A 22,731-nucleotide genomic window follows, 5' to 3' on the forward strand; every position below is an offset into this window, starting at 1 on the left:
TTGGTTTCGTCAGCCGCGGGGTTTGCCGCCGCGCCAGGCGAACCGCTTCTCTGCGTCGCGTTCCGCGACGACAGCCGACTTGGTATTGACGGTCGGCTCCGCCGACATGCCCGGACGCAAGAGGCCGTTCAGGCTCTGGTCATCGAGGACGATCTTCACCGGAACACGCTGCACGATCTTCGTGAAATTGCCGGTGGCGTTGTCGGGCGGCAGCAGGGCAAACTCCAGGCCGCTCGCTGGCGACAGGCTGTCCACATGACCTTTCAGCCTGGTCGAATGGAAGCCGTCGACACGCAGTTCGACCGGCTGACCGTTGCGCACGTGAGTAAGCTGGGTCTCCTTGAAGTTCGCGACCACATAAACCGCGTCGAGCGGGACCACGGCCATAAGCTGCGTTCCGGCCTGTACATACTGGCCGATCCGCAGCGTCCGCGCGCCGACCGTGCCGTCCACGGGCGCCGTGATTTGCGTGTAGGAGAGATTCAGAGCGCTCTGGTGTTCCACCGCGCGCGCGCGGTCGAGTTGCGCGACAGCCTGCGCGCGCTGGGTCGCGAGTATCCCGATCTTCTTGTTGGCTGCGAGCAATCCCGCTTTGCCTTGCTGCAGCTGGGCGGTCTGCGAGCGCAGCGCCGCGTCGGTCTGCTGAGCACGTTGTATCGTTCCGGAGCCCGATTTCATCAGCTCGTCATAACGGGCGCGCTCCTGCTGCGCGAATTTCAGACTGGCTTCGGTGGCATCCACCTCGGCCGCCTGCTGTTGAATCAGCGGTTCCTGCAATTCGATCTGCGCGTCGATGTTCTTCACCGTAGCTTCAGAGGCTGCAACGTCGGCCTTGGCCTGGTTCAGCGCCGTCCTGAGGTCGCGGTCGTCAATGCGAGCCAGCAACTGGCCGGCTTTCACGGGTTCATTGTCGGTCACCAGGACTTCGGCGACGTAGCCGGAAATTTTCGGCGCGATGATCGTGGAATCGGCTTTGACATAAGCGTCGTCCGTCGTTTCAAGGTAGCGTCCGGCCGCGAGGTAGTAGTGGCCGTAGGCCGTAGCTCCGGCGACACCCAGCGCCGCGGCGAACGCGAGCGCCGCGCGCCGGATCGCCTGACGCGACGGAGCAAGGCGGATTTTGACCTTGTCTTCGGGAGCGTAAGGAAGGGTCGTCATGGCGTTCTCCCAAACTACGGGGGCGGTTAAATCTTCAATCGTGGCGATGGACGTCATGCGTGATGATGCCGAGCTCGGGAGGCGGCAGATCCAGGCGACGCGGTTCGGCCAGCGTGCGGCGGATGTCCTCCAGGCCGCTTTGCCAATGCGCTCGCATCGCGTTCAGCCCGAACTCGTAATCCTTCGAGTGGCCCTCGTAGGTCTTGGACTGGTAGATCAGGTGAATGATGTTGTGGGAGCTGTGGCGAGCCAAATCGGCGATGCCCCGCATTTCCGGGTCCCGCTGCGCGCTCTCCGGCAGTTTCTTGATCGCTTGTTGCAATGCCCGGCGCATCTCCTGCATCCGCAGGGCCTGATTTGTAATGGCGCGCGTTCGGCTCGAATATTGAATGTCCTTCTGGCGGCTCGACACCTCCATCATGTCGTGCGGCACACGACCCTGTGCGGACCAGAGATCAACCTGGAACGTCAGCGTCTCGGCCGGTTCGCTAGAGAGCACGCGAGAAAGGGGCGTGTTCCACGCCACGCCGCCATCCCAGTAGTGCTCGCCTTCGATCTCGACTGCGGGAAATGCCGGCGGCAAGGCACCGGATGCCATGAAATGCTTCGGTCCCAGGCGGCGCTCGGCGGTGTCAAAATAGGTGAGATTACCGCTCCGTACGTTGACCGCGCCGACGCTGACCCGAACCTCGCCCGCGTTCAAGCGATCAAAATCGACGAGCCGTTCCAGCGTCCGGCTCAACGGAGCTGTGTCGTAGAAGCTCGTCGCTGCTTCACCCGAGAAGGGCGACCAGAACGGCGAGGGAAAGCGCGGCTTGAAGAAGCCGGGCTGTCCGTGAAATAGCGCCCGCATCGCGGCAAAGGCGTTATTCAGCGAGCGCATGTCGAATGCGAACGGCAACGCATCGCCCAACCCTTCGCCGGCCGGCCATCCCGTCGGACAGGCACAGATGGTCTCCCAGAACTCGCGCAGGCGCTCCACCCGCTCAGCTTCTGGCGAGCCCGCGATAATGGCAGCATTGAGTGCTCCGATCGAAATGCCGGCGATCCAGTTCGGCCGGATGCCGGCCTCGTGCAGGCCCTCATAGACTCCAGCCTGATACGCTCCCAGCGCTCCGCCGCCTTGCAAGACCAATGCGACGACATCGTAGGGCAAAGGCCTCGAGGGCTCTGCCGCGGCACTCGTCTGCTCACGCATCACATTCAACATGTTGCAAACTCCCGATATCGCGGCTGATCCGGTCAGCCCGCGTTTGCTTCGATCAAGATTTCGGATTCGCGCCGCCGTGCGCCCCGGCCTGGTGACAGGTAGTCGTGGACCACGGTACCCATCCCGAGCGTGACATCGGCGACGAGGTGCTTGGCTGACAACACTTGAAGAACCGGCAACTCGGCGACGGGAGCAAGTGCATGCGAATACAAGTCCAGTGCGGCTGGTCCCGTCCAAGCACCTTTCACCGCGATGTCTTCGAGGTGATATCGCACCAGCTCGCAGATGCGCGGCGTGCCGTCGACATGTGGGATGATCTTGAGCAGGAAGTTGGGTGCGGCGAGCTTGTTGGCTTCAGCAACAGTGTCGAGGGCACGGTGCTTGTAGCCCATCGTGCCGGTCGCGATGCGGACCGAGCCATAGTGCAGAGTGCCGACGAGCGTATCGATCTCAACCGCGAGTTTCGGTTGGGCGAGCTTCTTGGGAAAGCCCCACAGCTCGCGACCTCCCGCGATCGGCGGATGGTCATTGAGGAACATCTGATGGGTAAAGCTACCGGCCTGGCCTCGATACGACACCGGGATGACCTGTCCGCTTTCGGTGTAGTCGCCGAAACCGGTCGAGTCCGGCATGCGGATGAATTCGTAGTTCACCACAGAGTCGGTTACCTCCAGCGGCTCCGGCACGATCCGGCGGAGCGCTTCGGGATCGGTACGGTACTGAATGATGAAGTATTCGCGATTGACGAAGCGGTAGGGACCCGGAGGGAAGGCCGGATTGGTGAGCGGCATCGCGAATGCCGTTGTACGCACGGTGTCCTGTTTCATCGGATCAGATCCTGGTTGAACGCTTTTGATCGGGCCGCGCCCTTCGAGAGAAGCGCGGCCCGATGGTTTCCTACAGCTCGCCGACGTGCTCCGGATCGGCTGATGCCAGCGCCGCGGCGCGCTCGGCGCGTGGCGGGTAGATCCACACCGTGTTGATCTGCTGCTTGGTCTTCTTCGCCTCGTCTCCGACCAGTTTCAGTTTCCGCTCCCAGCCGAGCGTGAAGATCGCGCCCGCCTCTCCGAGATCGAGGCAGGTGGCGTATTCGACTTGGTGATAGGGTTTGGTCGGCAGGCCCAGAAGCTCGGCGGCGGCGTTGTTGCCGGCAAAAGCACCCATGCGCAGCGCGTGCTGGCAGGACATCAGCGCGTAGTTGCCGGCATCATCGCACGCGGCGCGAGCGGCATCGCCGGTAGCAAATACCCCCGCGACGCCTGGCACGCGCAAGTCGCGGTCCACCAGCAGCCGGCCCAGCTTGTCGCGCTCGGCCGGGATCTGTGCGGTCAACGGAGCGGCGCGCATGCCGGCGGCCCATATCACCGTCTCGGTCTCGATGCGTTCGCCGGTGGAGAGCAAGACGCCGGATCCGTCGAGCGATTCGACGCCGGCACCGATCCGGGTCTCGATGCCGAGCTTCTTCAGTGCGTTCTCGATGACGGGGCGGGAATCTGAGCCCATGTCGGGAGCGATCGCCTTGCTGCGATCGACTATCACGACGCGTGGCTTTGCATCCTTGCCGAGGATCGCACGAAGCCGCGCCGGCATTTCGGTCGCCGCCTCGATGCCGGTGAAGCCGCCGCCGGCGACGACGACCGTGTCGCGTCCATTCACGGCGGGCCGGTCGGCGAGGCTATGCAGATGCTTGTCGAGCTCGATCGCATCGTCGAGCTGGTCGACGCTGAAGCCGTGTTCGGAAAGGCCGGGAACATTCGGGCGGAACAGCCGGCTGCCAGTCGCGACGACCAGCCGATCGTAGCAGAGCTGCTTCTTAGCGCCCTCCGCAGTGACGATACCTACCGCGCGCGACTTGGTGTCAATCGTCTCGGCGCTGCCTTGTACGTAGATGACGTCGATGGCGTTGAGAACCGCCGCAAGAGGTGCGGTCAGGGTTTCGGGTTTGGCTTCATAGAGCCGCGGACGGACCACCAGGGTCGGCTCGGGCGCAACCAGCGCGATCTCGAGCTCCTTGGGCGTGGTGCCCCTGATGTCGCGTAGGCGGGCTGCGGAGAGCGCGGCATACATGCCGGCGAAGCCGGCGCCAATGATGACAAGTCGCATTTGATCTACTCCTCTGGTTTGGTCTCGGACACGCGCGTCACCACCGCCGCTCCCGGATAAGGGAGAGCTTGCCGCGATCAGCGATGGCGCGTAGATGTAAAGCGAAGATTTGCCGGGTGCTTACGGAGCGCCGCAGTCCGGTGTTGGGGTCGTCGAGCGCTCGCAGGCTGCGTGACAGTCTCGCGACGCCATGGGCCGGCCGAGCTGAAGCGCGATCGGCTCATTGGTACGCAGCGGCCAGCCGTCGTGGAAGGTGAGGGCTTCGTCTCTGCTCACGACCGACGCCGTAGCACCTGGCGAAATGTCCACTTCCTCGCCCGTTGCCGATGTGAAGCGGACGCTGAGTGACAGTCCGTAGACCATCGCTGTCGCGATGACCCTCCGTGGCGGGACGCTCGCAAGGAGGGCGACACAGTGCTTCCAAGCCATTGTTCGTCTCCATCCGTTATCGGTGTTCGATGCCGTACGTCTACCGGATTGCTGCTTTTGCTGCGCCAGAGCGATTGATGCGGTTGCAGAGAGATTGCTGTCAGCGCATGCGCCTGCGCCAATCGCTCGGAGTATCGCCCGTCAGCTTCCTGAATGCCGCGGTGAACGCGGTTTGGGACGCGTAACCGAGCTCCTTTGCCACCGAGTCGATAGGCGCATCTGACTCCTTGAGCAGGTTCATGGCACGCTCGAGCCGCTGCTGGCGTAGCCAGGCATGAGGCGAAAGACCGGTGCTTTCCTTGAAGGCGCGACAAAAATGGAAACGTGACAGATTGGCATCCGAAGCCAGTGCCGCCAGAGAGACGTCAGCGTCGCTGTCCGAACGCAATCGTTCGATCGCGCGTCGCAGAGCATGGGGTGCCAGTCCGCCCGAGATCGGTGCGAAGACGGTTGGTACGCCCGAGTGCTCAGCCAGGATGCGCGTCGCAAGGAGATCAGTCAGTCGCTGCCTGAACAGGGCGTCCAGCACGGCATTGCCCTCCAAGGCATCGGCCGCACTCATCAGCAAACCGGATGTGACGAGGTCGGGATGCCCGGTGCGCTCTAGAAGATCTCCGGGAGCTGGCGCCTCGGCTTCGCGGGCAATGCGTTCAAGCGTCGTATGCGGAAGATACAGTTGGACGACATCGACGGGTCCGGGAATATCCCATCTCGCGCTTGAGCCCGCGGGAATGATGGTCATAACTCCGGAGCGCGCCGTTCCAACCGCGACCGATTTCCCGGTGCGTCGCTCCAGGCGCTGAACGCCTGTGGGGTAAGCCATGATGACATGGTCGGTCATGGGCTCGACAACGTCGTGCAGAGCCCCGTGCTTCCAATGTGCGATGCCGCCATTGGATGGGTCCGAGGCAATCTGGAGCGGGGTGGTCTTGAGGATGCGGGCCATCTCCGCATCCGCAGGCCGTCTGTCGACGGCCGGCGAGGTGCCTGGGCGCGCGATTGGTTCCGCAAGCAGAGCTCCCAAAGGATCGTGCGTGACCGGTTTGTTCATGGAGCTGTCCTCGCAGCCGGAAGGCACTTCGCTGTCCAAAGCGATTGTTGCTAGCGCATCTTCCGCCGCCAATCGCTGGGCGATTCGCCGCTCAATCGCCTGAACGCTGCGGCGAAAGCCGTTTGCGAAGCATAGCCAAGCTCTGCTGCCACCATGGCGATCGATACGTCGGTGTCGCGAAGCATGTTCATGGCCTGCTGGAGCCGGTGTTGGCGCAGCCAACCGTGAGGTGAAAGCCCAGTGCTCTCCTTGAACGCGCGACAAAAATGGGAGCGCGACAGGCCGGCATCGGAGGCGAGGGCGTCGAGCGAGACGTCCGTGTCGCTGTCCGAGCGCAAGCGTTCGATGGCGCGGCCCAGGACCTTCGGCGCAAGCCCGCCGACGATCGGCTGGAATGTCGTTGGCGAGCCGGTGTGCGCAGCCAGGAGGCGCATGGCCAAGAGGTCTATGAGCTGATGTCTGAACAGATTATCCAGGGCGCCATTGTTCTCCAGGGCGGTCACCGTGCTCAGGAGCAATCGGGAAGTAATGGGATCCGGGTGCGCCGTCCGCTCCAGGAGATCGGTCAGTGTGCCGGTTACCGCTTCGTCGGCAACGCGCTTCAGCGTTGCGTGCGGCAGATAGAGTTGAACGACGTCGACGGGCTTCGGAATATCCCATCGGGAGCTTGATCCCTCGGGAATGAGGATCACGACCCCGCGACGAAACGTGCCCGTCGCAACCGACCTTCCTGACCGCCGCTCCATGTGCTGCGTCGTGCCATTATAAGCCATGATAACGTGGTGGCTCATGGGCTCTACGATGTCGTGCAGTGGCTCATGTTTCCAGTGGGCGATCCCCGCGCCGGAGGCGTCCAACGCCATGCGAAACGGTGTGGTGTGGAGCACGCGCGCCATCTCTGCATCGGCGGTACGCCGCCCCGCAGTCGCCGGTTGGTCCCGGCTCCGCTCGGAAACGGTCACTGGATTTTCAAGCGCAGAATCGTGGGAGATCGGTTCGCTCATTGGAGGTGCTCGCTTCAGGGGCGTCACACTTGCGCCGCCAGGCGTGATCGCGGAACGGCGTGAAGCCATCGCTTCTTGTGGGCCGTACTGATGCGCCAGACGCCGTGGCCGGTGGGCGCGTGTTCTAAGCTCGGACAACGACGGGGTCTTTCCCAAATCGGCGCTGGCTTTCCCGATTCTGCTCAATGCGCCCATGTTCGAGATTTCGTGATCAGCTGCGGCAGACGTGTTGCCAGATCGACGAACGGCCAAGAGCCGCGACCAAGCGCGAATATCAATGAAATCGCTTCCGAAAATCGCCTTGTGACAGTTGAGACAGCCGGTCCTTGCAGTCGCGATGCAGGCCGCCGTCGACCTAGACGACCGCACTCGAATACCGGATACTGCGTGTCAAATTCCGGCGGCGAAACAAGGACAAGCTGCCGGTCGAAACTCCACGAACGGGTCGATCAATGGCGTACGCAAGCACCTTCGGACAGAGGGTCAGGCAGCAGATGCATCTGAGGGATGCGCCGCCTTCCTTGATCACGCGTTCACGGCGGGGGATCGAACTCGCGGTCACCGAAACCCGGAATGATAACCCCGTGCCAGGCCGTTCCGGCTCGGTGGCCGATGAGGCCTATTTCGTCAGCTTGAAGCTTCACAACTACCCGGATTGCGAGCTCTGGGACCGCGGCAAGTGTTTCGCGAAGGTCGATGTCAAAGCCGGTACGACATATCTGTACGACCTCAGGAGCGATCCGGGATTTATCATCGACAAGCCGTTCCACTCCCTGCATTTCTATCTTCCGCGTTCGGCACTTGATGGGTTCGCCCGCGAATCCCGGGCGCCCCGCATCGGCGATCTCGCCTGTCAGTTCGGCGTCGGCCACGAGGACGAGATCATGCGCCATATCGGCGCCTCGATGATGGAAGCGCTGCGCCGGCCAGCCGAGGCCAATCAGCTCTTTATCGATCATATGATGCTCGCGTTCACTGCGCATATTGCCCAGACCTATGGCGGATGGCAGCGCACCACCGAATTGGCCCGCGGCGGCCTTGCCCCATGGCAGGTGAAGCGATCCTGCGAGAGGCTCGACTCCGATCTCGGCGGACAGTTTTCACTGCAACAGGTCGCGGCCGAACTTGGTCTGTCGGTCAGCCATTTCTCGCGGGCATTTCGTATCTCCACCGGGCTACCGCCGCACCAATGGCTGCTGCGCCAGCGCGTGAAGGCGGCCAAGCAATTGATGAGCGTGCGCGACCTGCCACTCTCCGAGATTGCGATATCGGCCGGGTTCGCCAACCAGAGCCATTTTACAAAGGTGTTCTCGGCGCAGGTCGGCGTGAGCCCGGCGGCATGGCGCCGGGAAGCGCTTGGGATGCGGGACGGCGAGGCGTGATCGGCTGATCAACGGCGCCGAGCCAGGGGGATTGCGTAGGCCGCGCGGCGAGCTGCAAAGATCTCGTCCGGCGGATGGCCGATGCCCTCGGCCAGGTTTGCCGGGTCGAATACAGTCGCGTCGCACGTCTCGTTCGCTTCAAGTGCAGTGACAACGATCGTTCCGAGCCGCACGGCTTCGCGGCTGTCCTCATCGGGCCATCGGATCGTGACGTCGAGCGCAGGGTCATCGGGCCGCCCGAGCAGTGCCATCAGGCTGAACCGGATATCGCTCGTCGCGATCCGTTTTTGGAGATCGGCCTCGAGGGCGTCCGTCGACATCGGGTTGCCCTCACGTTCAGGCCGCGCAGTGCCGCCGCCGACAGGAGCAACCTTGAATTTGATCAACTGCCTCTCGCCGCGCACATTGATCGCCGGGAAAGCGTGGACCGCCCAGTAGGTCGTGTCGGCGAAGCTCGGGGGCAGCGGATGGGCGGCGATGTAGTCCGCCTGGTGCCGCGTTTCGGGATTGGCAGCGGAGAATGCCTTGATTTTCGCCGGATCCGGCCTCCCGCTCGCTCGCGGCGTCCGCACTTCGAGGAACGCCAGCATCTGGTCGAGCGTCCTCGCATAATGAACCGGGGCGCTTTGCGTAAGAATTTGCGAGCAATGATCAGCGTCTCCGAGTCTGAAGCTGAAGCCGCGCAGGACGAGATTGCCGCCCTCCGATCGGTTGAGCTTGCCGTCAACAGAGAAGCGCGCAAGCACGCGTGATGGCCTTGTGAAGCTCCGGGATCTGGTGACCTCGTCGGCTCGATCCGAGGGGATGTAGGTTCCCCGGACGCAGAGTCCCGCGGCAAAGCACGCGCGTGCCGAGGAGGTCCCGGTGATGGCTCTCATCGCGCCGACGATCGACGCATGCTTGACGGCTTGGGACCGGATCATGGCGATTTATCCGATCGACTTGCTACAGTGGCCATGCGCGGCAATTTTTCTGGTGCAGAAAGACGGTCGGCTGGGAGCGCTTCCGCCGCAAGTTCCTGCAAAAGAGCGGAACGCTGTCCCCGGTCGTGATCGAGGCCGTGGGATTGTGCGCATTGACCGGCGGCGCCGTGATCTTCTGTCCTGCCTCGATTGTCGAAGCAAAGCGAACCGCCGCTGAAAGGGCGCACATGAAGGTTGTTCTGAGGACTCTAGGCCGCGACGCGAGTGTCGCAGATTGGCTGACCAGAATGTTCCAAACCATCACTTGTCTCCCCGCTCGTTGATTGGCGTCGACACATGGATGGTAGTCAGCGGGCGCGGCGCTGCCCCAGAGGGATTGATCCCATTGCAGAGTGATTGCGGTCAGATGAGAGGGACGGAGAGTTTGCGCTTGATCGCCAGATGGTAGGTGCTGCCCCCGGCATCCGCTCGACTTGCCAGATCGATATCTTTCGCGATTCTTGCCGATGCCTAGGCTTTCACGGAGGCAAATCTTCTCACCGAACAAGACGTCGCTGATAGGGCGTCGAGCAAACGGGGTGAGCTGGCCGGCCCTTAAGCTTTCATACCCGTCGTGTCACCGAGAGGGTCAAGGCGCGCGGTGAATTCACACCGCATCTGCCGGCACAAAACAGCTGATGATGATGTTGCCGCGGTGATGCACGTACCACACCACGGCCTGACCGATCGGATTGCCGCGATCGCGGATCACGGCCCGCTCGGGTACTGCCATCCACTGCCCTTCGATTGGAACCCAATAAGCGCCGGCACGAAAATCATAATCGGTGCGATGTCCGTCGGCGATGTCGCAGCAGGGCACGCCATTCGGCGCCGTCACGGCCTTGAACCACGCGCGGATGTCAGGCGCAACGTTGTCGTATTGCCCGTTGTCGAAAGCGAGCGCCGTGCCGGTCAACGTGGAGACGATCGCCAGTAGAGCTACCTCCGCGAGCCGCCGCATCCGATCCTCCGCCAGATGTCTTCGTTTTCTCACCCACCATTCGTGAGCACGATTCGACGTTGGCCCGATTAAGCCCGAGGTTTGCCGGGGTTGCACGCTCAAAAATTGAGCGTTCCGTGACACTGCCAATGATGCGGCGCAAAATCGGCGATTCGTTTCGCCCTGGATCGGCGGCTTTCGGACTACCGCAGTCTTGCCGATGGGGAATGCGCTTTACTGACTGCGCCGGTTTGCACGGGTTGCGATCGCGGCCGCCGCGGTGCGGTTTTCGACGCCGAGCTTGGAATAGATCTGCTCGAGATGCTTGTCGACGGTGCGGGGGCTCAATCCCAAAATCTGCGCGATGTCGCGGTTGGTTTTGCCCTTGGAGAGCCAGGACAGCACCTCGCCCTCCCGCGTGGTGAGGCCGAGCTCGCTGGCGAATTCGGCGGGCATGTCGCCGCTGGTGTCCTTGGCCAGCCGCAGCAGGAATTCGTTGGGACCGAGCTTGCCCATGAATTGCAGCCGCAGTTGCTCATTGCCGGGGAACGCAGCCATGGTCGCGGTTTTCGCCGCCGCTTTGCCCTTCTGCACCTGATCGAGCCATTGCGGCATCGGTTCGGGCAGGGTGAAGCCTCCGGTGTCGGCGAGCGTGTCTGACAACAGCTTCTGCGCCTGCGGTGTCGCCCACAGCAGCTTGCCCGTGCTGTTTACCGCGAGCAGATAGCGCCCGGAAACGTCCAGGGCGGCGCGCGCGCTCTGCGTCATCCGCGCGTTGGCAAGGTGGACGCGGATCCGCGCCAGCATTTCCTCGATCACGATCGGTTTCGTCACGTAGTCGACGCCGCCGGCTTCAAGTCCGCGCACGATATGCTCGGTCTCGGCCAGCCCCGTCATGAAGATGATCGGCACGCCGTCCAGGCCGGCATCGCGCTTCAACCGCTGGCAGGTCTCGAAACCGTCCATGCCGGGCATCACCGCATCGAGCAGCACGATGTCGGGCGTGATCTGGTCGACGATCCGCATCGCAGAAGAGCCGTCGAGCGCAACCATGACTGTCATGCCGGCGCTGTCGAGCGCATCGGTCAGGAGCCGCAAGGTCTCGGGCGAATCGTCGACGACCAGGGCGACGTCGCGCTTCTTGGGATCTGCGATCTTGGGATCAGTGATCATAGCCGTGCAAGGTTTTCAGCGTCGCCATGTACTGGTCGAGATCGAAGCGATCGACCAACGCGCGCATATGGGTGACGAAATCGGCGTGTTCCGGCAGCTCCGTGCCGATCTCGTCGAGCTTGAGCTGGATCGCCCTGACAAAGCCGAGCCGACCAAGTCCGATCAGTTCCTCGACATATTTCTCCGGCGGCCGCGAGCCGCTCTCCGGCTTCCACAGCGGCACCGGTGCCCGGTCGGCCTCGTACTGCCATTCGAGCTTGAGCAATTGGCCGATGGTCTCCAGCAGCCGCGGGATGTCGATCGGCTTCATCAGATAGCCGTCATGGAACGGCTGCGCCAGCGGCGCACCGTGCGCTTCCAGCGCGCTCGCCGACACCATCAGGATGCGCGCGCTGTGATGACCCTTGGCGCGCAGGGTTTCCGCCACGGTCCAGCCGTCCATGCCGGCCATGGAGATGTCGAGCAGGAACAGATCGGGCCGGCAGTGTTGCGCCAACGCGAGGCAGCCGGCCCCATCGGGCGCGCTGAGCAGGATGAAGCCGAGCGGCGCCAGCACCTCGCGCAGGAGATCGCGATGGGTCGGATCGTCGTCGGTGATCAGGATGGTCTTGCGCGGGCCGAGATAGCCGTGGATCGGGGCCTCCACCGGGGCGTCGCGCCGGGGGTTCGTCACTTCGGAAAGCAGGAGTTTGACGCGGAAGGTCGCGCCGGCGCCGACCGTGCTCGTCACCTTGATGTCGCCGCCCATCACACCTGCGAGCAGGCGGCTGATGGTCAATCCGAGGCCGGTGCCGGTTTGCGGCTGCGCCACGCCGAGCGCGCCGCGTTCGAAAGGTGCGAAAATGCGTTCGAGATCGTCCGGCTGGATGCCGGGTCCGGTATCGACGACCTCGAACTCCGCAACCGGGCTGCGATAATGCACGACGAACTTCACGCTGCCTGTTTGCGTGAATTTGATCGCGTTGGACAGCAGGTTAATCAGGATCTGCCGCAGCCTCTTTTCATCCGCATAGACCACAACCGGCAGCACCGCCGGCCGCTTGAACACGAAGTCGATGCCTTTGGCGGCGGCCTGAAGGCGGAACATGCCGACGAGCTGATCGAGGAAGTCGTTGAGGCGCACCTCGTCGCGCGAGAGATAGAGCCGTCCCGCTTCGATCTTGGAGATGTCCAGGATTCCGTCGATCAGGCCCGAGAGATGATCGGCGCTGCGACGGACCACGCGGACCTGGTCGCGAGGCCGCGCCTGCAAGCTGTTGTCCTGCTCGAGGAGTTGCGCGTAGCCGGAGATCGCATTCAGCGGCGAGCGTAGCTCGTGGCTGAGGCCGACCACATAGCGGCTCTTGGCGAGGTTGGCGGATTCTGCGACCTCCTTGGCACGCTGCAATTCGGCATCGGTACGCTTGTGCGCGTCGATCTCCTGGATCAGCAACGCGGTCTGCCGCCGTGTCTCTTCCTCAGCGGCGCGCCTGCTCTGCTGCGCCAGCACGAACAGCCAGACGACCACGCCGATGATGATAATCAGTGCGAAGAACACCTTCCACAGCACATCAGCCAGCAATGCGTCGGCGTGTAGGGTGGCCGAGGTCTGCAGGTAAATCAGCCCCAGCGTCAGCCCGACCAGGCCGGCCGAGACGGCGAACACGCCGATGTATTGGCCGAACTGCGAGTTGATCCGCGCATATATCGTTTCGGGCAGCAACTTGCCGAGCGCCCCCGATATCTGCGCACCGGCCCGTGCGTGCGGCTTGCAGAGATCATGGCAGCGGGCGTCGAGCGAGCAGCACAGCGAGCAGATCGGTCCGGCGTAGGCGGGGCAGGACGCCATGTCCTCCGGCTCGAACGAATGCTCGCAGATGCAGCACCGGATCGCCTCGACGTTCTGCCAGCTCCGCTTCGGCTTGCGAGCGATGTAGTATTTGCCGTCGGTTGCCCATGCGATCAGGGGCGCTGAAACGAAGGCGGCGACGAGCGCCACGAAGGCCGACAGAGCCTTCGCGCTCGGACCAAACAATCCGTAGAACGCCGAGATCGAGACGATGGTCGCGATCGTCATGGCGCCTACGCCGACCGGATTGATGTCGTAGAGATGCGCGCGCTTGAACTCGATCTGCGCCGGGCGCAAACCGAGTGGCTTGTTGATGACGAGATCGGCGACCAGCGCACCGACCCAGGCGATCGCGACGTTGGAATACAGTGCGAGCGTCTGCTCAAGCGCCTTGTAAACACCGATCTCCATCAGCAGCAGCGCCACGATGACGTTGAAGACCAGCCAGACGACGCGGCCGGGATGGCTATGGGTCAGGCGCGAGAAGAAGTTCGACCAGGCGATCGAGCCGGCATAGGCGTTGGTGACGTTGATCTTGACTTGCGACAGGATCACGAACGTGCCGGTCAGCGCCAGTGCGAGTTCGGGTTGCGACAGCACATAGCGAAACGCTTCGAGATACATGTTGGCCGGCTCGGCCGCCTGTTCGAGGCCGACGCCATGGCTCAGAGCGAAGTAGGCGAGGAACGAGCCGAGCAGGAGTTTCAGCGCTCCGAACATGATCCAGCCTGGACCGGCGCAGAGTAGCGCAATCCACCATGACGTCTTCGACGTGCGGCGGTCGCGCGGCAGGAAGCGCAGGAAGTCGACCTGTTCGCCGATCTGCGCGACCAGCGAGAACACCACCGAGGCGGCAGTGCCGAACAGCAGCAGATCAACATGGCCGTTGGGATCGCCGTGGTCGCCCGCAAATCCCCGCCACTCCGCGAAGGAATGCGGATTGGCCCAGGCGATCGCCGCGAACGGGAGCAGATGCAGGATCACCCACAGCGGTTGCGTCCACAGCTGGAATCGGCTGATCAGCGTGATGCCGTAGATCACCAGCGGGATGATGACGATGGCGCCGATGAGATAGCCGAGCGGGCGGGGAATGCCGAAGCACATCTCGAGCGCGGCGGCCAGGATCACGGCCTCGAAGGCGAAGAAGATGAAGGTGAAGGAGGCGTAGATCAGCGAGGTGATTGTCGAGCCGATATAGCCGAAGCCGGCGCCACGGGTCAGCAGATCGATGTCGATGCCGCATTTTGCGGCATAATAGGCAATCGGCAGGCCGCACAGGAAGATGATGACGCTGACGACCAGAATTGCTGCTGTCGCGTTGCTGGCGCCGTAGTTCAGCGTGATGGTGCCGCCGATCGCTTCCAGCGCCAGGAACGAGATTGCGCCGAGGGCGGTGTTGGCGACGCGGGCGGCGGACCAGCGCCGTGCGCTTTTGGCGGTAAAGCGCAGCGCATAGTCTTCCAGCGTCTGGTTGGCGACCCATTGATTGTATTGTCGCCTGACGCGGTCAATCCGCTGCCGCCCTGCCACTTGCGCAAAACTCCTGACCCGGTTGCCGGCGTTGATCGTCAGCAAAGTCCGTACCAAAAACCTACGTCGCTATTTTGCGGTGCAGTATACGCAATCCCACGTATCTGTGCGTTGCACAATTTTGAGCAATCCTCGCCTCACCAATAAGCGCGTTGTCAAACCAATGGGGTGCTCATGTCAGACGAAACAAACAAGGGCCTGCAGTCGGCATTCCGCCGCAAGCTGCTGATGGGAATGGCGGCGGTTCCCGCGATAACCATGCTTCCGCGATCGTCCTATGCGCAGGCGCCTGCAACTTCCGCGGTCAACACCACGGGCCTCGCAGTCACCGATAGCGAGGTGACGGTCGGCATCTTGCACTCGGCCACCGGCACGATGGCGATATCGGAGACCGGCTCGATCGAAGCCGAGAAGCTCGCGATCGAGCAGATCAACGCTGCCGGTGGCGTGCTCGGCCGCAAGATCAAGTTCATCCAGGAAGATGGCGCCAGCGACTGGCCCACGTTTGCGGAGAAAGCCAAGAAGCTGCTGGTCAACGACAAGGTCGCAGCGATCATGGGCTGCTGGACCTCGGCCTCGCGCAAGGCGGTGCTGCCGGTCATGGAGCAGTATAACGGCATGCTCTATTACCCGACCTTCTATGAGGGTCTCGAGCAGTCGAAGAACGTGATCTACACCGGGCAGGAAGCCACCCAGCAGATTCTCGCCGGCCTGAACTGGATCGCCAAGGAGAAGGGCGCCAAATCGTTCTTCTTCATCGGCTCGGACTATATCTGGCCGCGCACCTCGAACAAGATTGCGCGCAAGCACGTCGAGAACGTGCTGAAGGGCAAGGTCGTCGGCGAGGAATATTACCCGCTCGGCAACACCCAGTTCAATTCGGTGATCAACAAGATCAAGCTGACCAAACCCGACGTCATCTTCACGGACGTGGTCGGCGGCTCCAACGTCGCCTTCTACAAGCAACTCAAGGCGGCCGGCATCGATTTGTCCAAGCAGGCGCTGCTCACGATCTCGGTGACGGAGGACGAGATCGACGGCATCGGCGGCGAGAACATCGCAGGCGCCTACGCGTGCATGAAGTATTTCCAGTCGCTCGACAATCCCAACAACAAGGCGTTCGTCCCGGCGTTCAAGAAGATGTGGGGCGAGAAGACGGTGATCGGAGACGTCACCCAGGCTGCCTATCTCGGCCCGTGGTTATGGAAGTTGACGGTCGAGAAGGCCGGCTCGTTCGACATCGACAAAATCGCGGCGGCATCGCCCGGCGTCGAGTTCAAGGGCGCGCCGGAAGGCTACGTACGCATCCATGAGAATCATCATCTCTGGTCCAAGACCCGCGTGGGCCGCGCCAAGCTCGATGGTCAGTTCGAGCTGATCTACGAGACCGCCGATCTGGTCGAGCCCGATCCGTTCCCGAAGGGCTACCAATAAGCCCGGCGATTTTTCCCCCGAGCAACAGCTCCCTGACGCGGACCGTCAATCCGCGTCTCACGACCCCGCGTCGCGAATTTGCTCGCGACGCGGGACCTTGTCCCTCGATGGAGAAATCAGATGTTCGGCGACTACTCGATTGGCGACCTCGGCTCGATCTTCGTCATGCAGGGCTTTGCCGGCCTGATCCTGTTTTCCGTCTACGTGCTGATGGCGCTGGGGCTTGCGATCATCTTTGGCCAGATGGGCGTCATCAACATGGCCCATGGCGAGTTCATGATCCTCGGCGCCTACGTCACCTGGATGACGTCGAATCTCTTCCAGACCTATTTGCCCGGCCTGTTCAGCGGCTACTTCTTTCTCGCCATGATATTGGCCTTCTTCGCCTCCGGCGCGCTCGGGATGCTGGTCGAATGGGTGCTGATCAGGCATCTCTACAAGCGTCCGCTCGACACGTTGCTCGCGACCTGGGGCCTCAGTCTGATGTTGCAGCAGGCCTATCGCTCGATCTTCGGCGCGCGCGAGGTCGGTGTCGAGCTGCCGCAGTGGATGCTGGGCTCGCTGCGAGTCACGGACTCCATCGAGGTGCCGATCAACGGCGTTTTCGTGATGGGCCTGACGGTGCTTATTACGATCGGCGTCGCCTATGTCATGTTCATGTCGCGCTGGGGGCGCCAGGTGCGTGCCGTCGTGCAGAACCGCATTATGGCCGGGGCCGTCGGTATCAACACCGCCAAGGTCGACCGCTACACCTTCGCACTCGGTTGCGGCATCGCCGGCGTTGCCGGCAGCGCCTTCACCATGATCGGCTCGACCGGCCCGACGTCAGGCCAGCTCTACATCGTCGACACCTTCCTCGTCGTCGTGTTCGGCGGCGCCGCCAGCCTGCTTGGCACCATCGCCTCGGCCTTCTCGATCTCGCAGACCCAGTCGACGCTCGAGTTTTTCATGTCGGGTTCGATGGCGAAGGTGCTGACGCTGCTCGCAGTGGTCGGAATTCTGATGCTGAGGCCGCAGGGTCTGTTCGCCCTCAAGGTCCGCAAATAACGAAAGTGCAGGGGGCTGAACCCATGAACGACAGTCGCTTTACCTCGCGTTCGGAGCTGATCGGCATCCTGGTGCTCGGCGTCTTTCTTGTCGTGATCCTGCCGCTCTGCCTCGACGTCTTCCGTCTCAACTTGGTCGCCAAATACCTGACCTATGCCTTCGTCGCGCTCGGGCTCGTGATCTGCTGGGGCTATGGCGGCATTCTCAGTCTGGGCCAGGGCGTATTCTTCGGTCTCGGTGGCTACTGCATGGCGATGTTTCTCAAGCTCGAGGCGTCGAGTGTCGAGAACACCAAGATCCAGTCGACGCCGGGCATTCCCGATTTCATGGACTGGAACCAGATCACCGCGCTGCCGTTCTTCTGGAAGCCCTTCCACAGTCTGACCTTCACCATCGCCGCCGTGATCCTGGTGCCGGGCATCTTCGCCCTCGTCATCGGTGCTGCGATGTTCAAGCGCCGCGTCGGCGGCACCTATTTCGCGATCATCACGCAGGCGGTCGCGGCGATCCTGACCATCCTGATCGTAGGGCAGCAGGGCTACACCGGCGGCATCAACGGCATGACCGATCTGCGCACGCTGAAAGGCTGGGACATCCGTCCCGACCACGCCAAGATCGTACTCTATTTCTTCGAAGTTGGCCTGCTGTTCGCCTGCATCTTCATCGCGCAGTTCGTCCGCCACTCCAAGCTCGGCCGCATCCTGGTGGCGATGCGCGATCAGGAAGACCGTGTCAGGTTCTCGGGCTACAGCGTCGCCAACTTCAAGATTTTCGCCTTCTGCATCGCCGCGATCTTCGCCGCGATCGGAGGCGCGATGTTCGCGCTCAATGTCGGGTTCATGTCGCCGTCCTTTGTCGGCATCGTGCCCTCGATCGAGATGGTGATCTACACCGCGGTCGGCGGCCGCCTCTCGATCCTGGGCGCGGTCTACGGAACGATCTTGGTGAACTTCGCCAAGACCAGCCTTTCCGAGTCGTTCCCCGAGCTCTGGCTGTTCGGCCTCGGTGGCCTGTTCATCGCAGTGGTGCTCGCATTCCCGAACGGTCTCGCGGGCATCTGGGGAGATTACGTCCAGCCGCGGATCAGCAGACTGGTCGGTGTGCGCAAGCCGAAGGCCGGCTGGACCGAGAATTCGGTCGCCGACGGCGCACCCGCAGAGTGAGGAGGATCTTATGCTCGTCGGTCATCAGCCCAAGGAATTCCTGCTCGCGGTCTCCGGCCTGACCGTCTCCTTCGACGGCTTCAAGGCGGTCAACGATCTCTCCTTCTATGTCGAGGAAAACGAGATCCGGGTCATCATCGGTCCAAACGGCGCCGGCAAGACCACCGTGCTCGACCTGATCTGCGGCAAGACCAAAGCAACGTCGGGCTCGATCGAGTTTCGCGGCAAGGACCTGACCAAGCTGAAGGAGAACCAGATCGTCAAGGCCGGCGTGGGCCGCAAGTTCCAGACGCCGTCGATCTATGACGATCTCACGGTGTTCGAGAATCTGGAGATCTCCTATCCGCGCGGCCGCACCGTCTTCGGCGCGCTGACCTTCACCCGCGATGCCGCCGTCCGCGATCGCGTCCATGAAGTCGCGGAGATGATCTTCCTGAAGGACCGGCTCAACATGAGCGCGGCGCTGCTCAGCCACGGCCAGAAGCAGTGGCTCGAGATCGGCATGCTGCTGATCCAGGATCCGGACCTGCTGATGCTCGACGAGCCTGTCGCCGGCATGAGCGTCTCCGAGCGGGCCAAGACCGCCGAGCTGCTCAACCGCATCATCAAGGATCGCTCGGTGCTCGTCATCGAGCACGACATGAAATTCGTCGAGGACATCGCTCACAAGGTTACGGTGCTGCACCAGGGTCAGATTCTCTCCGAGGGCACCATGGAGAAGGTGAAGAACGATCCGAAAGTGATCGAAGTTTACCTCGGCCATTAAGGAGCGACATCAATGCTGGCAATCAATGATCTTCGCGTCGCCTACGGCCAGAGCGAGGTGCTGCACGGCCTCAACGTCTCGGTCGCGCCTAACGAGATCGTCGCGATCATGGGCCGCAACGGCATGGGCAAGACCACTCTGATGAAGTCGCTGATGGGGATCGTGCCGACCAAGAGCGGCTCGGTGACCATGGACGGCGCCGAGCTCGGATCGCTGCCGAGCTACGACCGGGTCGCCAAGGGTCTCGCCTATGTGCCGCAGGGCCGCATGATCTTCTCCACCATGACGGTGAAGGAAAACATCGAGACCGGCCTCGTCGTCTCCGGCGGCTCGGAAGTGCCGGAGGATATCTACGAGCTGTTTCCCGTGCTCCTGGAGATGAAGGGCCGCCGCGGCGGCAATCTCTCCGGCGGCCAACAACAGCAACTGGCGATCGCCCGCGCGCTCGCCACCAAGCCGAAAGTGTTGCTGCTGGACGAGCCGACCGAAGGCATCCAGCCGTCGATCATCAAGGAGATGGCGCGCACGTTGAAGCGCATCCGCGATGAGCGGGGCCTGTCGATCGTCGTCTCCGAGCAGGTCCTGAGCTTCGCATTGGACATCGCCGACCGCGTGCTCGTGATCGAGAACGGCGAGATTGTGCGTGACGATCCGCGCGACGGCGTCGATGCCGCGCAGATCTCGAAATTCCTGTCTGTCTGACCAGTAGAACCAAGGGGAACATCTCGATGCCAGAGACACTGATCAAGGTCGATCTCACCAAATCGGCCTATGAAAACGACAAGATCCACAACCGCTGGCATCCGGAGGTTCCGATCGTCGAGTGGGTCAGCCCGGGCGACGATTTCATCATCGAAACCGTCGACTGGACCGGCGGCTTCATCAAGAACAACGACTCGGCCGACGACGTTCGCGATATCGACCTGTCGATCGTGCACTTCCTGTCCGGTCCGATCGGCGTCAAGGGGGCTGAGCCCGGCGACCTTCTCGTCGTCGATCTGCTCGACGTTGGTCCGCTGAAGGAGAGCCTGTGGGGCTTCAACGGCTTCTTCTCCAAACAGAATGGTGGGGGCTTCCTGACCGATCACTTCCCGTTGGCGCAGAAGTCGATCTGGGACATCAAGGGTCTCTACACCTCGTCACGTCATGTGCCCGGCGTGAATTTCGCCGGTCTGATCCATCCTGGCCTGATTGGCTGTCTGCCCGACGCCAAGATGCTCGCGGCCTGGAACGCGCGAGAAGCCGAACTGATCGCGACCAACCCGACCCGTGTGCCGGGCCTTGCCAACCCGCCGTTCGCGCCGACCGCGCATGCCGGCCAGGCCAAGGGTGACGTCAAGGCCAAGATCGGTCTCGAGGGCGCCCGTACCGTGCCGCCGCGTGAGCATGGCGGCAATTGCGACATCAAGGATTTGTCGCGCGGCTCGAAGATCTACTTCCCGGTCTACGTTCCCGGCGGCGGCCTCTCGATGGGCGATCTGCATTTCAGCCAGGGCGACGGCGAGATCACCTTCTGCGGCGCGATCGAGATGGCCGGATGGCTGCACATCAAGGTCGACATCATCAAGGACGGCGTCGCGAAATACGGCATCAGGAATCCCGTGTTCAAGCCGTCGCCGATCACGCCGAACTACAAGGACTATCTGATCTTCGAAGGCATCTCGGTCGACGAGGCTGGCAAGCAGCATTACCTCGACGTTCACATCGCTTATCGCCAGGCTTGCCTGAACGCGATCGAGTATCTGAAGAAATTCGGCTACTCCGGCGCGCAGGCCTATTCAATCCTCGGCACGGCGCCGTGCCAGGGTCACATCTCGGGCGTGGTCGACGTGCCCAACGCCTGCGCCACGCTATGGCTGCCGACCGAGATATTCGACTTCGACGTGATGCCGTCCTCCGCCGGGCCGGTGAAGCACATCACGGGCGATGTGCAGATGCCGATCTCACCTGACAAGTAGCTCCCATGCGAAACGGATGCGGGGCGATGCGTCCCGCGTCCGACGTGCTACAGCGAAGAGAGCGACGATGCCCGTCTATGAATATCTCTGCAATGATTGCGGCCCGTTCACCGATATGCGTCCGATGGCCGAATGCGACGCGCCGCAGGATTGTCCGCGCTGCGAGATGAAATCGCCGCGCGTGATCCTCACCGCGCCGGCGTTCTTCTGCATGCCCGGTGACAAGCGCAAGGCGCACGCCACCAATGAGCGCAGCAAGCACGCGCCGAAGACGCTCGACCAGTACAAGGCCACCCATGGTCCGGGCTGCGGCTGCTGCGGGACCGGCAGCAAGAAGAAACCGGGACGGCTCGTGACCAAGAGCAAGAGCGGCGCTGTCGGCTTCCCGACCGCGCGGCCCTGGATGATCAGCCACTGACGCGGACCGCAACGGATCAGAAGCTCGAACCAGAACCGAAGGGCGTTTTCAAATGCTTCATGGTGACATTTCTTCCAGCAATGACGTGGTCGGCGTTGCCGTCGTCAACTACAAAATGCCGCGGCTGCATACCAAGGCCGAGGTGCTCGACAACGCCCGCAAGATTGCCGACATGGTCGTGGGCATGAAGCTCGGTCTGCCCGGCATGGATCTCGTGATCTTTCCGGAATACTCGACCCACGGCATCATGTACGACGCCAAGGAGATGTACGAGACCGCCTCGCAGGTGCCGGGCGAAGAGACTGCGATCTTTGCCGAAGCTTGCCGCAAGGCGAAGGTATGGGGCGTGTTCTCCTTGACCGGCGAGCGCCATGAGGAGCATCCGCACAAGGCGCCCTACAACACGCTGATCCTGATGAACGACAACGGCGAGATCGTGCAGAAGTATCGCAAGATCATGCCGTGGGTGCCGATCGAGGGCTGGTATCCGGGCAAATGCACTTATGTCTCGGAAGGCCCGAAGGGGCTGAAGATCAGTCTGATCATCTGCGACGACGGCAATTATCCGGAGATCTGGCGCGACTGCGCGATGAAGGGCGCAGAGCTGATCGTGCGTTGCCAAGGCTATATGTATCCGGCCAAGGAGCAGCAGGTGATGATCTCGAAGGCGATGGCCTGGGCCAACAATGTTTATGTCGCGGTGGCCAACGCCGCGGGCTTCGATGGCGTCTACTCCTATTTCGGTCACTCAGCGATCGTCGGCTTCGATGGCCGGACGCTTGGTGAGACCGGCGAGGAGGAGTATGGCATCCAGTACGCCGGCCTGTCGAAGAGCCTTATCCGCGATGCCCGCCGCAACAACCAGTCGCAGAACCATCTCTTCAAGCTGCTGCATCGTGGCTACACCGGAACGATCAATTCGGGCGAAAGCGCGAAGGGCCTCGCAGCCTGTCCTTATGACTTCTATTCGAAGTGGATCGCCGACCCCGAAGGCACCCGGGATATGGTCGAGGCAATGACCCGCCCGACCGTAGGAACCGCTGAATGCCCGATCGAAGGCATTCCCAACGAGAAGAACGCCACGAACTACTAGTTCATTGCGCGGCAAGTTGCCGGTTGATCTGATGCGACGGCGGTAGCAGCAGCATTTGGCTGCTTAGCTTCCGCCCTCATCA

At 62.4% G+C, this 22,731-nt stretch carries 20 protein-coding genes; 10 read left to right on the forward strand and 10 right to left on the reverse strand.

The window, feature by feature from the left end; genetic code table 11:
* Nucleotides 1-9 precede the first annotated feature (9 nt).
* The 6 genes from ACVWZ4_RS22100 to ACVWZ4_RS22125 all read right to left on the reverse strand — a co-directional run bounded on the left by ACVWZ4_RS22100 (nucleotide 10) and on the right by ACVWZ4_RS22125 (nucleotide 6,955).
* Nucleotides 10-1,158, reverse strand: a complete 1,149-nt coding sequence (locus tag ACVWZ4_RS22100; protein ID WP_456741186.1) for an HlyD family secretion protein — start codon at nucleotides 1,156-1,158, stop codon at nucleotides 10-12.
* Between the two features lie 34 nt (nucleotides 1,159-1,192).
* A complete protein-coding gene (locus tag ACVWZ4_RS22105; protein ID WP_456763325.1) occupies nucleotides 1,193-2,368 on the reverse strand; it encodes a patatin-like phospholipase family protein in 1,176 nt (391 codons plus the stop codon).
* 32 nt (nucleotides 2,369-2,400) lie between these two features.
* Nucleotides 2,401-3,195 carry an acetoacetate decarboxylase gene (locus ACVWZ4_RS22110; RefSeq protein WP_456741188.1) on the reverse strand — a complete coding sequence of 265 codons (795 nt, stop codon included), beginning with the start codon at nucleotides 3,193-3,195 and terminating at the stop codon, nucleotides 2,401-2,403.
* A 70-nt stretch (nucleotides 3,196-3,265) separates the two neighbouring features.
* Nucleotides 3,266-4,471, reverse strand: a complete 1,206-nt coding sequence (locus ACVWZ4_RS22115) for an NAD(P)/FAD-dependent oxidoreductase (RefSeq protein ID WP_456704888.1) — start codon at nucleotides 4,469-4,471, stop codon at nucleotides 3,266-3,268.
* A 529-nt stretch (nucleotides 4,472-5,000) separates the two neighbouring features.
* A complete protein-coding gene (locus ACVWZ4_RS22120; RefSeq protein ID WP_456741189.1) occupies nucleotides 5,001-5,951 on the reverse strand; it encodes a helix-turn-helix domain-containing protein in 951 nt (316 codons plus the stop codon).
* Nucleotides 5,952-6,001: 50 nt separating this feature from the next.
* Nucleotides 6,002-6,955 (reverse strand): helix-turn-helix transcriptional regulator, encoded by a 954-nt coding sequence (locus tag ACVWZ4_RS22125; protein WP_456741190.1) that lies wholly within the window; start codon nucleotides 6,953-6,955, stop codon nucleotides 6,002-6,004.
* A gap of 452 nt (nucleotides 6,956-7,407) precedes the next feature.
* On the opposite strand from ACVWZ4_RS22125, the gene ACVWZ4_RS22130 reads away from it, so the two are divergent.
* On the forward strand, nucleotides 7,408-8,337 hold the full coding sequence (locus ACVWZ4_RS22130; RefSeq protein WP_456741191.1) for a helix-turn-helix domain-containing protein: 930 nt from the start codon (nucleotides 7,408-7,410) through the stop codon (nucleotides 8,335-8,337).
* Nucleotides 8,338-8,345: 8 nt separating this feature from the next.
* Here the strand turns inward: ACVWZ4_RS22130 and ACVWZ4_RS22135 are convergent, their stop codons facing one another.
* On the reverse strand, nucleotides 8,346-9,260 hold the full coding sequence (locus ACVWZ4_RS22135) for a catalase (RefSeq protein ID WP_456741192.1): 915 nt from the start codon (nucleotides 9,258-9,260) through the stop codon (nucleotides 8,346-8,348).
* Between ACVWZ4_RS22135 and ACVWZ4_RS22140 the strand changes: the two genes are divergently transcribed.
* The gene (locus tag ACVWZ4_RS22140; RefSeq protein ID WP_456742324.1) at nucleotides 9,205-9,477 is read left to right on the forward strand and encodes a hypothetical protein; all 273 of its coding nucleotides are present in this window, start codon (nucleotides 9,205-9,207) and stop codon (nucleotides 9,475-9,477) included. The two genes, ACVWZ4_RS22135 and ACVWZ4_RS22140, sit on opposite strands and share 56 nt — an antisense overlap.
* A gap of 429 nt (nucleotides 9,478-9,906) precedes the next feature.
* On the opposite strand, the gene ACVWZ4_RS22145 is transcribed toward ACVWZ4_RS22140, so the two are convergent.
* The 3 genes from ACVWZ4_RS22145 to ACVWZ4_RS22155 form a co-directional block, all read right to left on the reverse strand.
* Nucleotides 9,907-10,260, reverse strand: coding sequence for a hypothetical protein (locus ACVWZ4_RS22145; RefSeq protein WP_456738778.1), 354 nt, complete (start codon nucleotides 10,258-10,260; stop codon nucleotides 9,907-9,909).
* 213 nt (nucleotides 10,261-10,473) lie between these two features.
* The gene (locus ACVWZ4_RS22150; RefSeq protein WP_456741193.1) at nucleotides 10,474-11,412 is read right to left on the reverse strand and encodes a response regulator; all 939 of its coding nucleotides are present in this window, start codon (nucleotides 11,410-11,412) and stop codon (nucleotides 10,474-10,476) included.
* A complete protein-coding gene (locus ACVWZ4_RS22155; protein ID WP_456735901.1) occupies nucleotides 11,402-14,770 on the reverse strand; it encodes a hybrid sensor histidine kinase/response regulator in 3,369 nt (1,122 codons plus the stop codon). Before ACVWZ4_RS22155 ends, ACVWZ4_RS22150 begins: the two co-directional genes overlap by 11 nt.
* A 174-nt stretch (nucleotides 14,771-14,944) precedes the next feature.
* Between ACVWZ4_RS22155 and urtA the strand changes: the two genes are divergently transcribed.
* The 8 genes from urtA to ACVWZ4_RS22195 all read left to right on the forward strand — a co-directional run bounded on the left by urtA (nucleotide 14,945) and on the right by ACVWZ4_RS22195 (nucleotide 22,649).
* Nucleotides 14,945-16,204 carry an urea ABC transporter substrate-binding protein gene (urtA, locus tag ACVWZ4_RS22160; RefSeq protein WP_456704881.1) on the forward strand — a complete coding sequence of 420 codons (1,260 nt, stop codon included), beginning with the start codon at nucleotides 14,945-14,947 and terminating at the stop codon, nucleotides 16,202-16,204.
* Nucleotides 16,205-16,324: 120 nt separating this feature from the next.
* The gene (gene urtB / locus ACVWZ4_RS22165) at nucleotides 16,325-17,251 is read left to right on the forward strand and encodes an urea ABC transporter permease subunit UrtB (protein ID WP_092239710.1); all 927 of its coding nucleotides are present in this window, start codon (nucleotides 16,325-16,327) and stop codon (nucleotides 17,249-17,251) included.
* A 23-nt stretch (nucleotides 17,252-17,274) separates the two neighbouring features.
* Nucleotides 17,275-18,414, forward strand: a complete 1,140-nt coding sequence (gene urtC, locus ACVWZ4_RS22170; RefSeq protein ID WP_456704880.1) for an urea ABC transporter permease subunit UrtC — start codon at nucleotides 17,275-17,277, stop codon at nucleotides 18,412-18,414.
* Nucleotides 18,415-18,424: 10 nt separating this feature from the next.
* Entirely contained in the window at nucleotides 18,425-19,180 is a 756-nt protein-coding gene (urtD, locus tag ACVWZ4_RS22175; protein ID WP_209961954.1) for an urea ABC transporter ATP-binding protein UrtD, read from the forward strand.
* Between the two features lie 12 nt (nucleotides 19,181-19,192).
* Nucleotides 19,193-19,882: an urea ABC transporter ATP-binding subunit UrtE gene (gene urtE, locus ACVWZ4_RS22180; protein ID WP_456741194.1), complete on the forward strand. Its 690-nt coding sequence runs from the start codon at nucleotides 19,193-19,195 to the stop codon at nucleotides 19,880-19,882.
* Between the two features lie 26 nt (nucleotides 19,883-19,908).
* Nucleotides 19,909-21,138, forward strand: a complete 1,230-nt coding sequence (gene fmdA, locus ACVWZ4_RS22185) for a formamidase (RefSeq protein WP_456735898.1) — start codon at nucleotides 19,909-19,911, stop codon at nucleotides 21,136-21,138.
* A gap of 67 nt (nucleotides 21,139-21,205) precedes the next feature.
* Entirely contained in the window at nucleotides 21,206-21,556 is a 351-nt protein-coding gene (locus tag ACVWZ4_RS22190) for an FmdB family zinc ribbon protein (RefSeq protein ID WP_456741195.1), read from the forward strand.
* 52 nt (nucleotides 21,557-21,608) lie between these two features.
* Complete coding sequence (locus tag ACVWZ4_RS22195; protein ID WP_456704876.1) at nucleotides 21,609-22,649, forward strand: aliphatic amidase; 1,041 nt, start codon at nucleotides 21,609-21,611, stop codon at nucleotides 22,647-22,649.
* The last annotated feature ends 82 nt before the right edge of the window (nucleotides 22,650-22,731 follow it).

The sequence above is a fragment of the Bradyrhizobium sp. USDA 4472 genome (assembly GCF_054058595.1).

Bases quoted from the DNA above. Each gene is read 5' to 3' on its own strand.
- ACVWZ4_RS22100 (WP_456741186.1), bottom strand. From the start codon at position 1,158: ATGACGACCCTTCCTTACGCTCCCGAAGACAAGGTCAAAATCCGCCTT.
- ACVWZ4_RS22105 (WP_456763325.1), bottom strand. From the start codon at position 2,368: ATGTTGAATGTGATGCGTGAGCAGACGAGTGCCGCGGCAGAGCCCTCG.
- ACVWZ4_RS22110 (WP_456741188.1), bottom strand. From the start codon at position 3,195: ATGAAACAGGACACCGTGCGTACAACGGCATTCGCGATGCCGCTCACC.
- ACVWZ4_RS22115 (WP_456704888.1), bottom strand. From the start codon at position 4,471: ATGCGACTTGTCATCATTGGCGCCGGCTTCGCCGGCATGTATGCCGCG.
- ACVWZ4_RS22120 (WP_456741189.1), bottom strand. From the start codon at position 5,951: ATGAACAAACCGGTCACGCACGATCCTTTGGGAGCTCTGCTTGCGGAA.
- ACVWZ4_RS22125 (WP_456741190.1), bottom strand. From the start codon at position 6,955: ATGAGCGAACCGATCTCCCACGATTCTGCGCTTGAAAATCCAGTGACC.
- ACVWZ4_RS22130 (WP_456741191.1), top strand. From the start codon at position 7,408: ATGGCGTACGCAAGCACCTTCGGACAGAGGGTCAGGCAGCAGATGCAT.
- ACVWZ4_RS22140 (WP_456742324.1), top strand. From the start codon at position 9,205: ATGGCTCTCATCGCGCCGACGATCGACGCATGCTTGACGGCTTGGGAC.
- ACVWZ4_RS22135 (WP_456741192.1), bottom strand. From the start codon at position 9,260: ATGATCCGGTCCCAAGCCGTCAAGCATGCGTCGATCGTCGGCGCGATG.
- ACVWZ4_RS22145 (WP_456738778.1), bottom strand. From the start codon at position 10,260: ATGCGGCGGCTCGCGGAGGTAGCTCTACTGGCGATCGTCTCCACGTTG.
- ACVWZ4_RS22150 (WP_456741193.1), bottom strand. From the start codon at position 11,412: ATGATCACTGATCCCAAGATCGCAGATCCCAAGAAGCGCGACGTCGCC.
- urtA (WP_456704881.1), top strand. From the start codon at position 14,945: ATGTCAGACGAAACAAACAAGGGCCTGCAGTCGGCATTCCGCCGCAAG.
- urtB (WP_092239710.1), top strand. From the start codon at position 16,325: ATGTTCGGCGACTACTCGATTGGCGACCTCGGCTCGATCTTCGTCATG.
- urtC (WP_456704880.1), top strand. From the start codon at position 17,275: ATGAACGACAGTCGCTTTACCTCGCGTTCGGAGCTGATCGGCATCCTG.
- urtD (WP_209961954.1), top strand. From the start codon at position 18,425: ATGCTCGTCGGTCATCAGCCCAAGGAATTCCTGCTCGCGGTCTCCGGC.
- urtE (WP_456741194.1), top strand. From the start codon at position 19,193: ATGCTGGCAATCAATGATCTTCGCGTCGCCTACGGCCAGAGCGAGGTG.
- fmdA (WP_456735898.1), top strand. From the start codon at position 19,909: ATGCCAGAGACACTGATCAAGGTCGATCTCACCAAATCGGCCTATGAA.
- ACVWZ4_RS22190 (WP_456741195.1), top strand. From the start codon at position 21,206: ATGCCCGTCTATGAATATCTCTGCAATGATTGCGGCCCGTTCACCGAT.
- ACVWZ4_RS22195 (WP_456704876.1), top strand. From the start codon at position 21,609: ATGCTTCATGGTGACATTTCTTCCAGCAATGACGTGGTCGGCGTTGCC.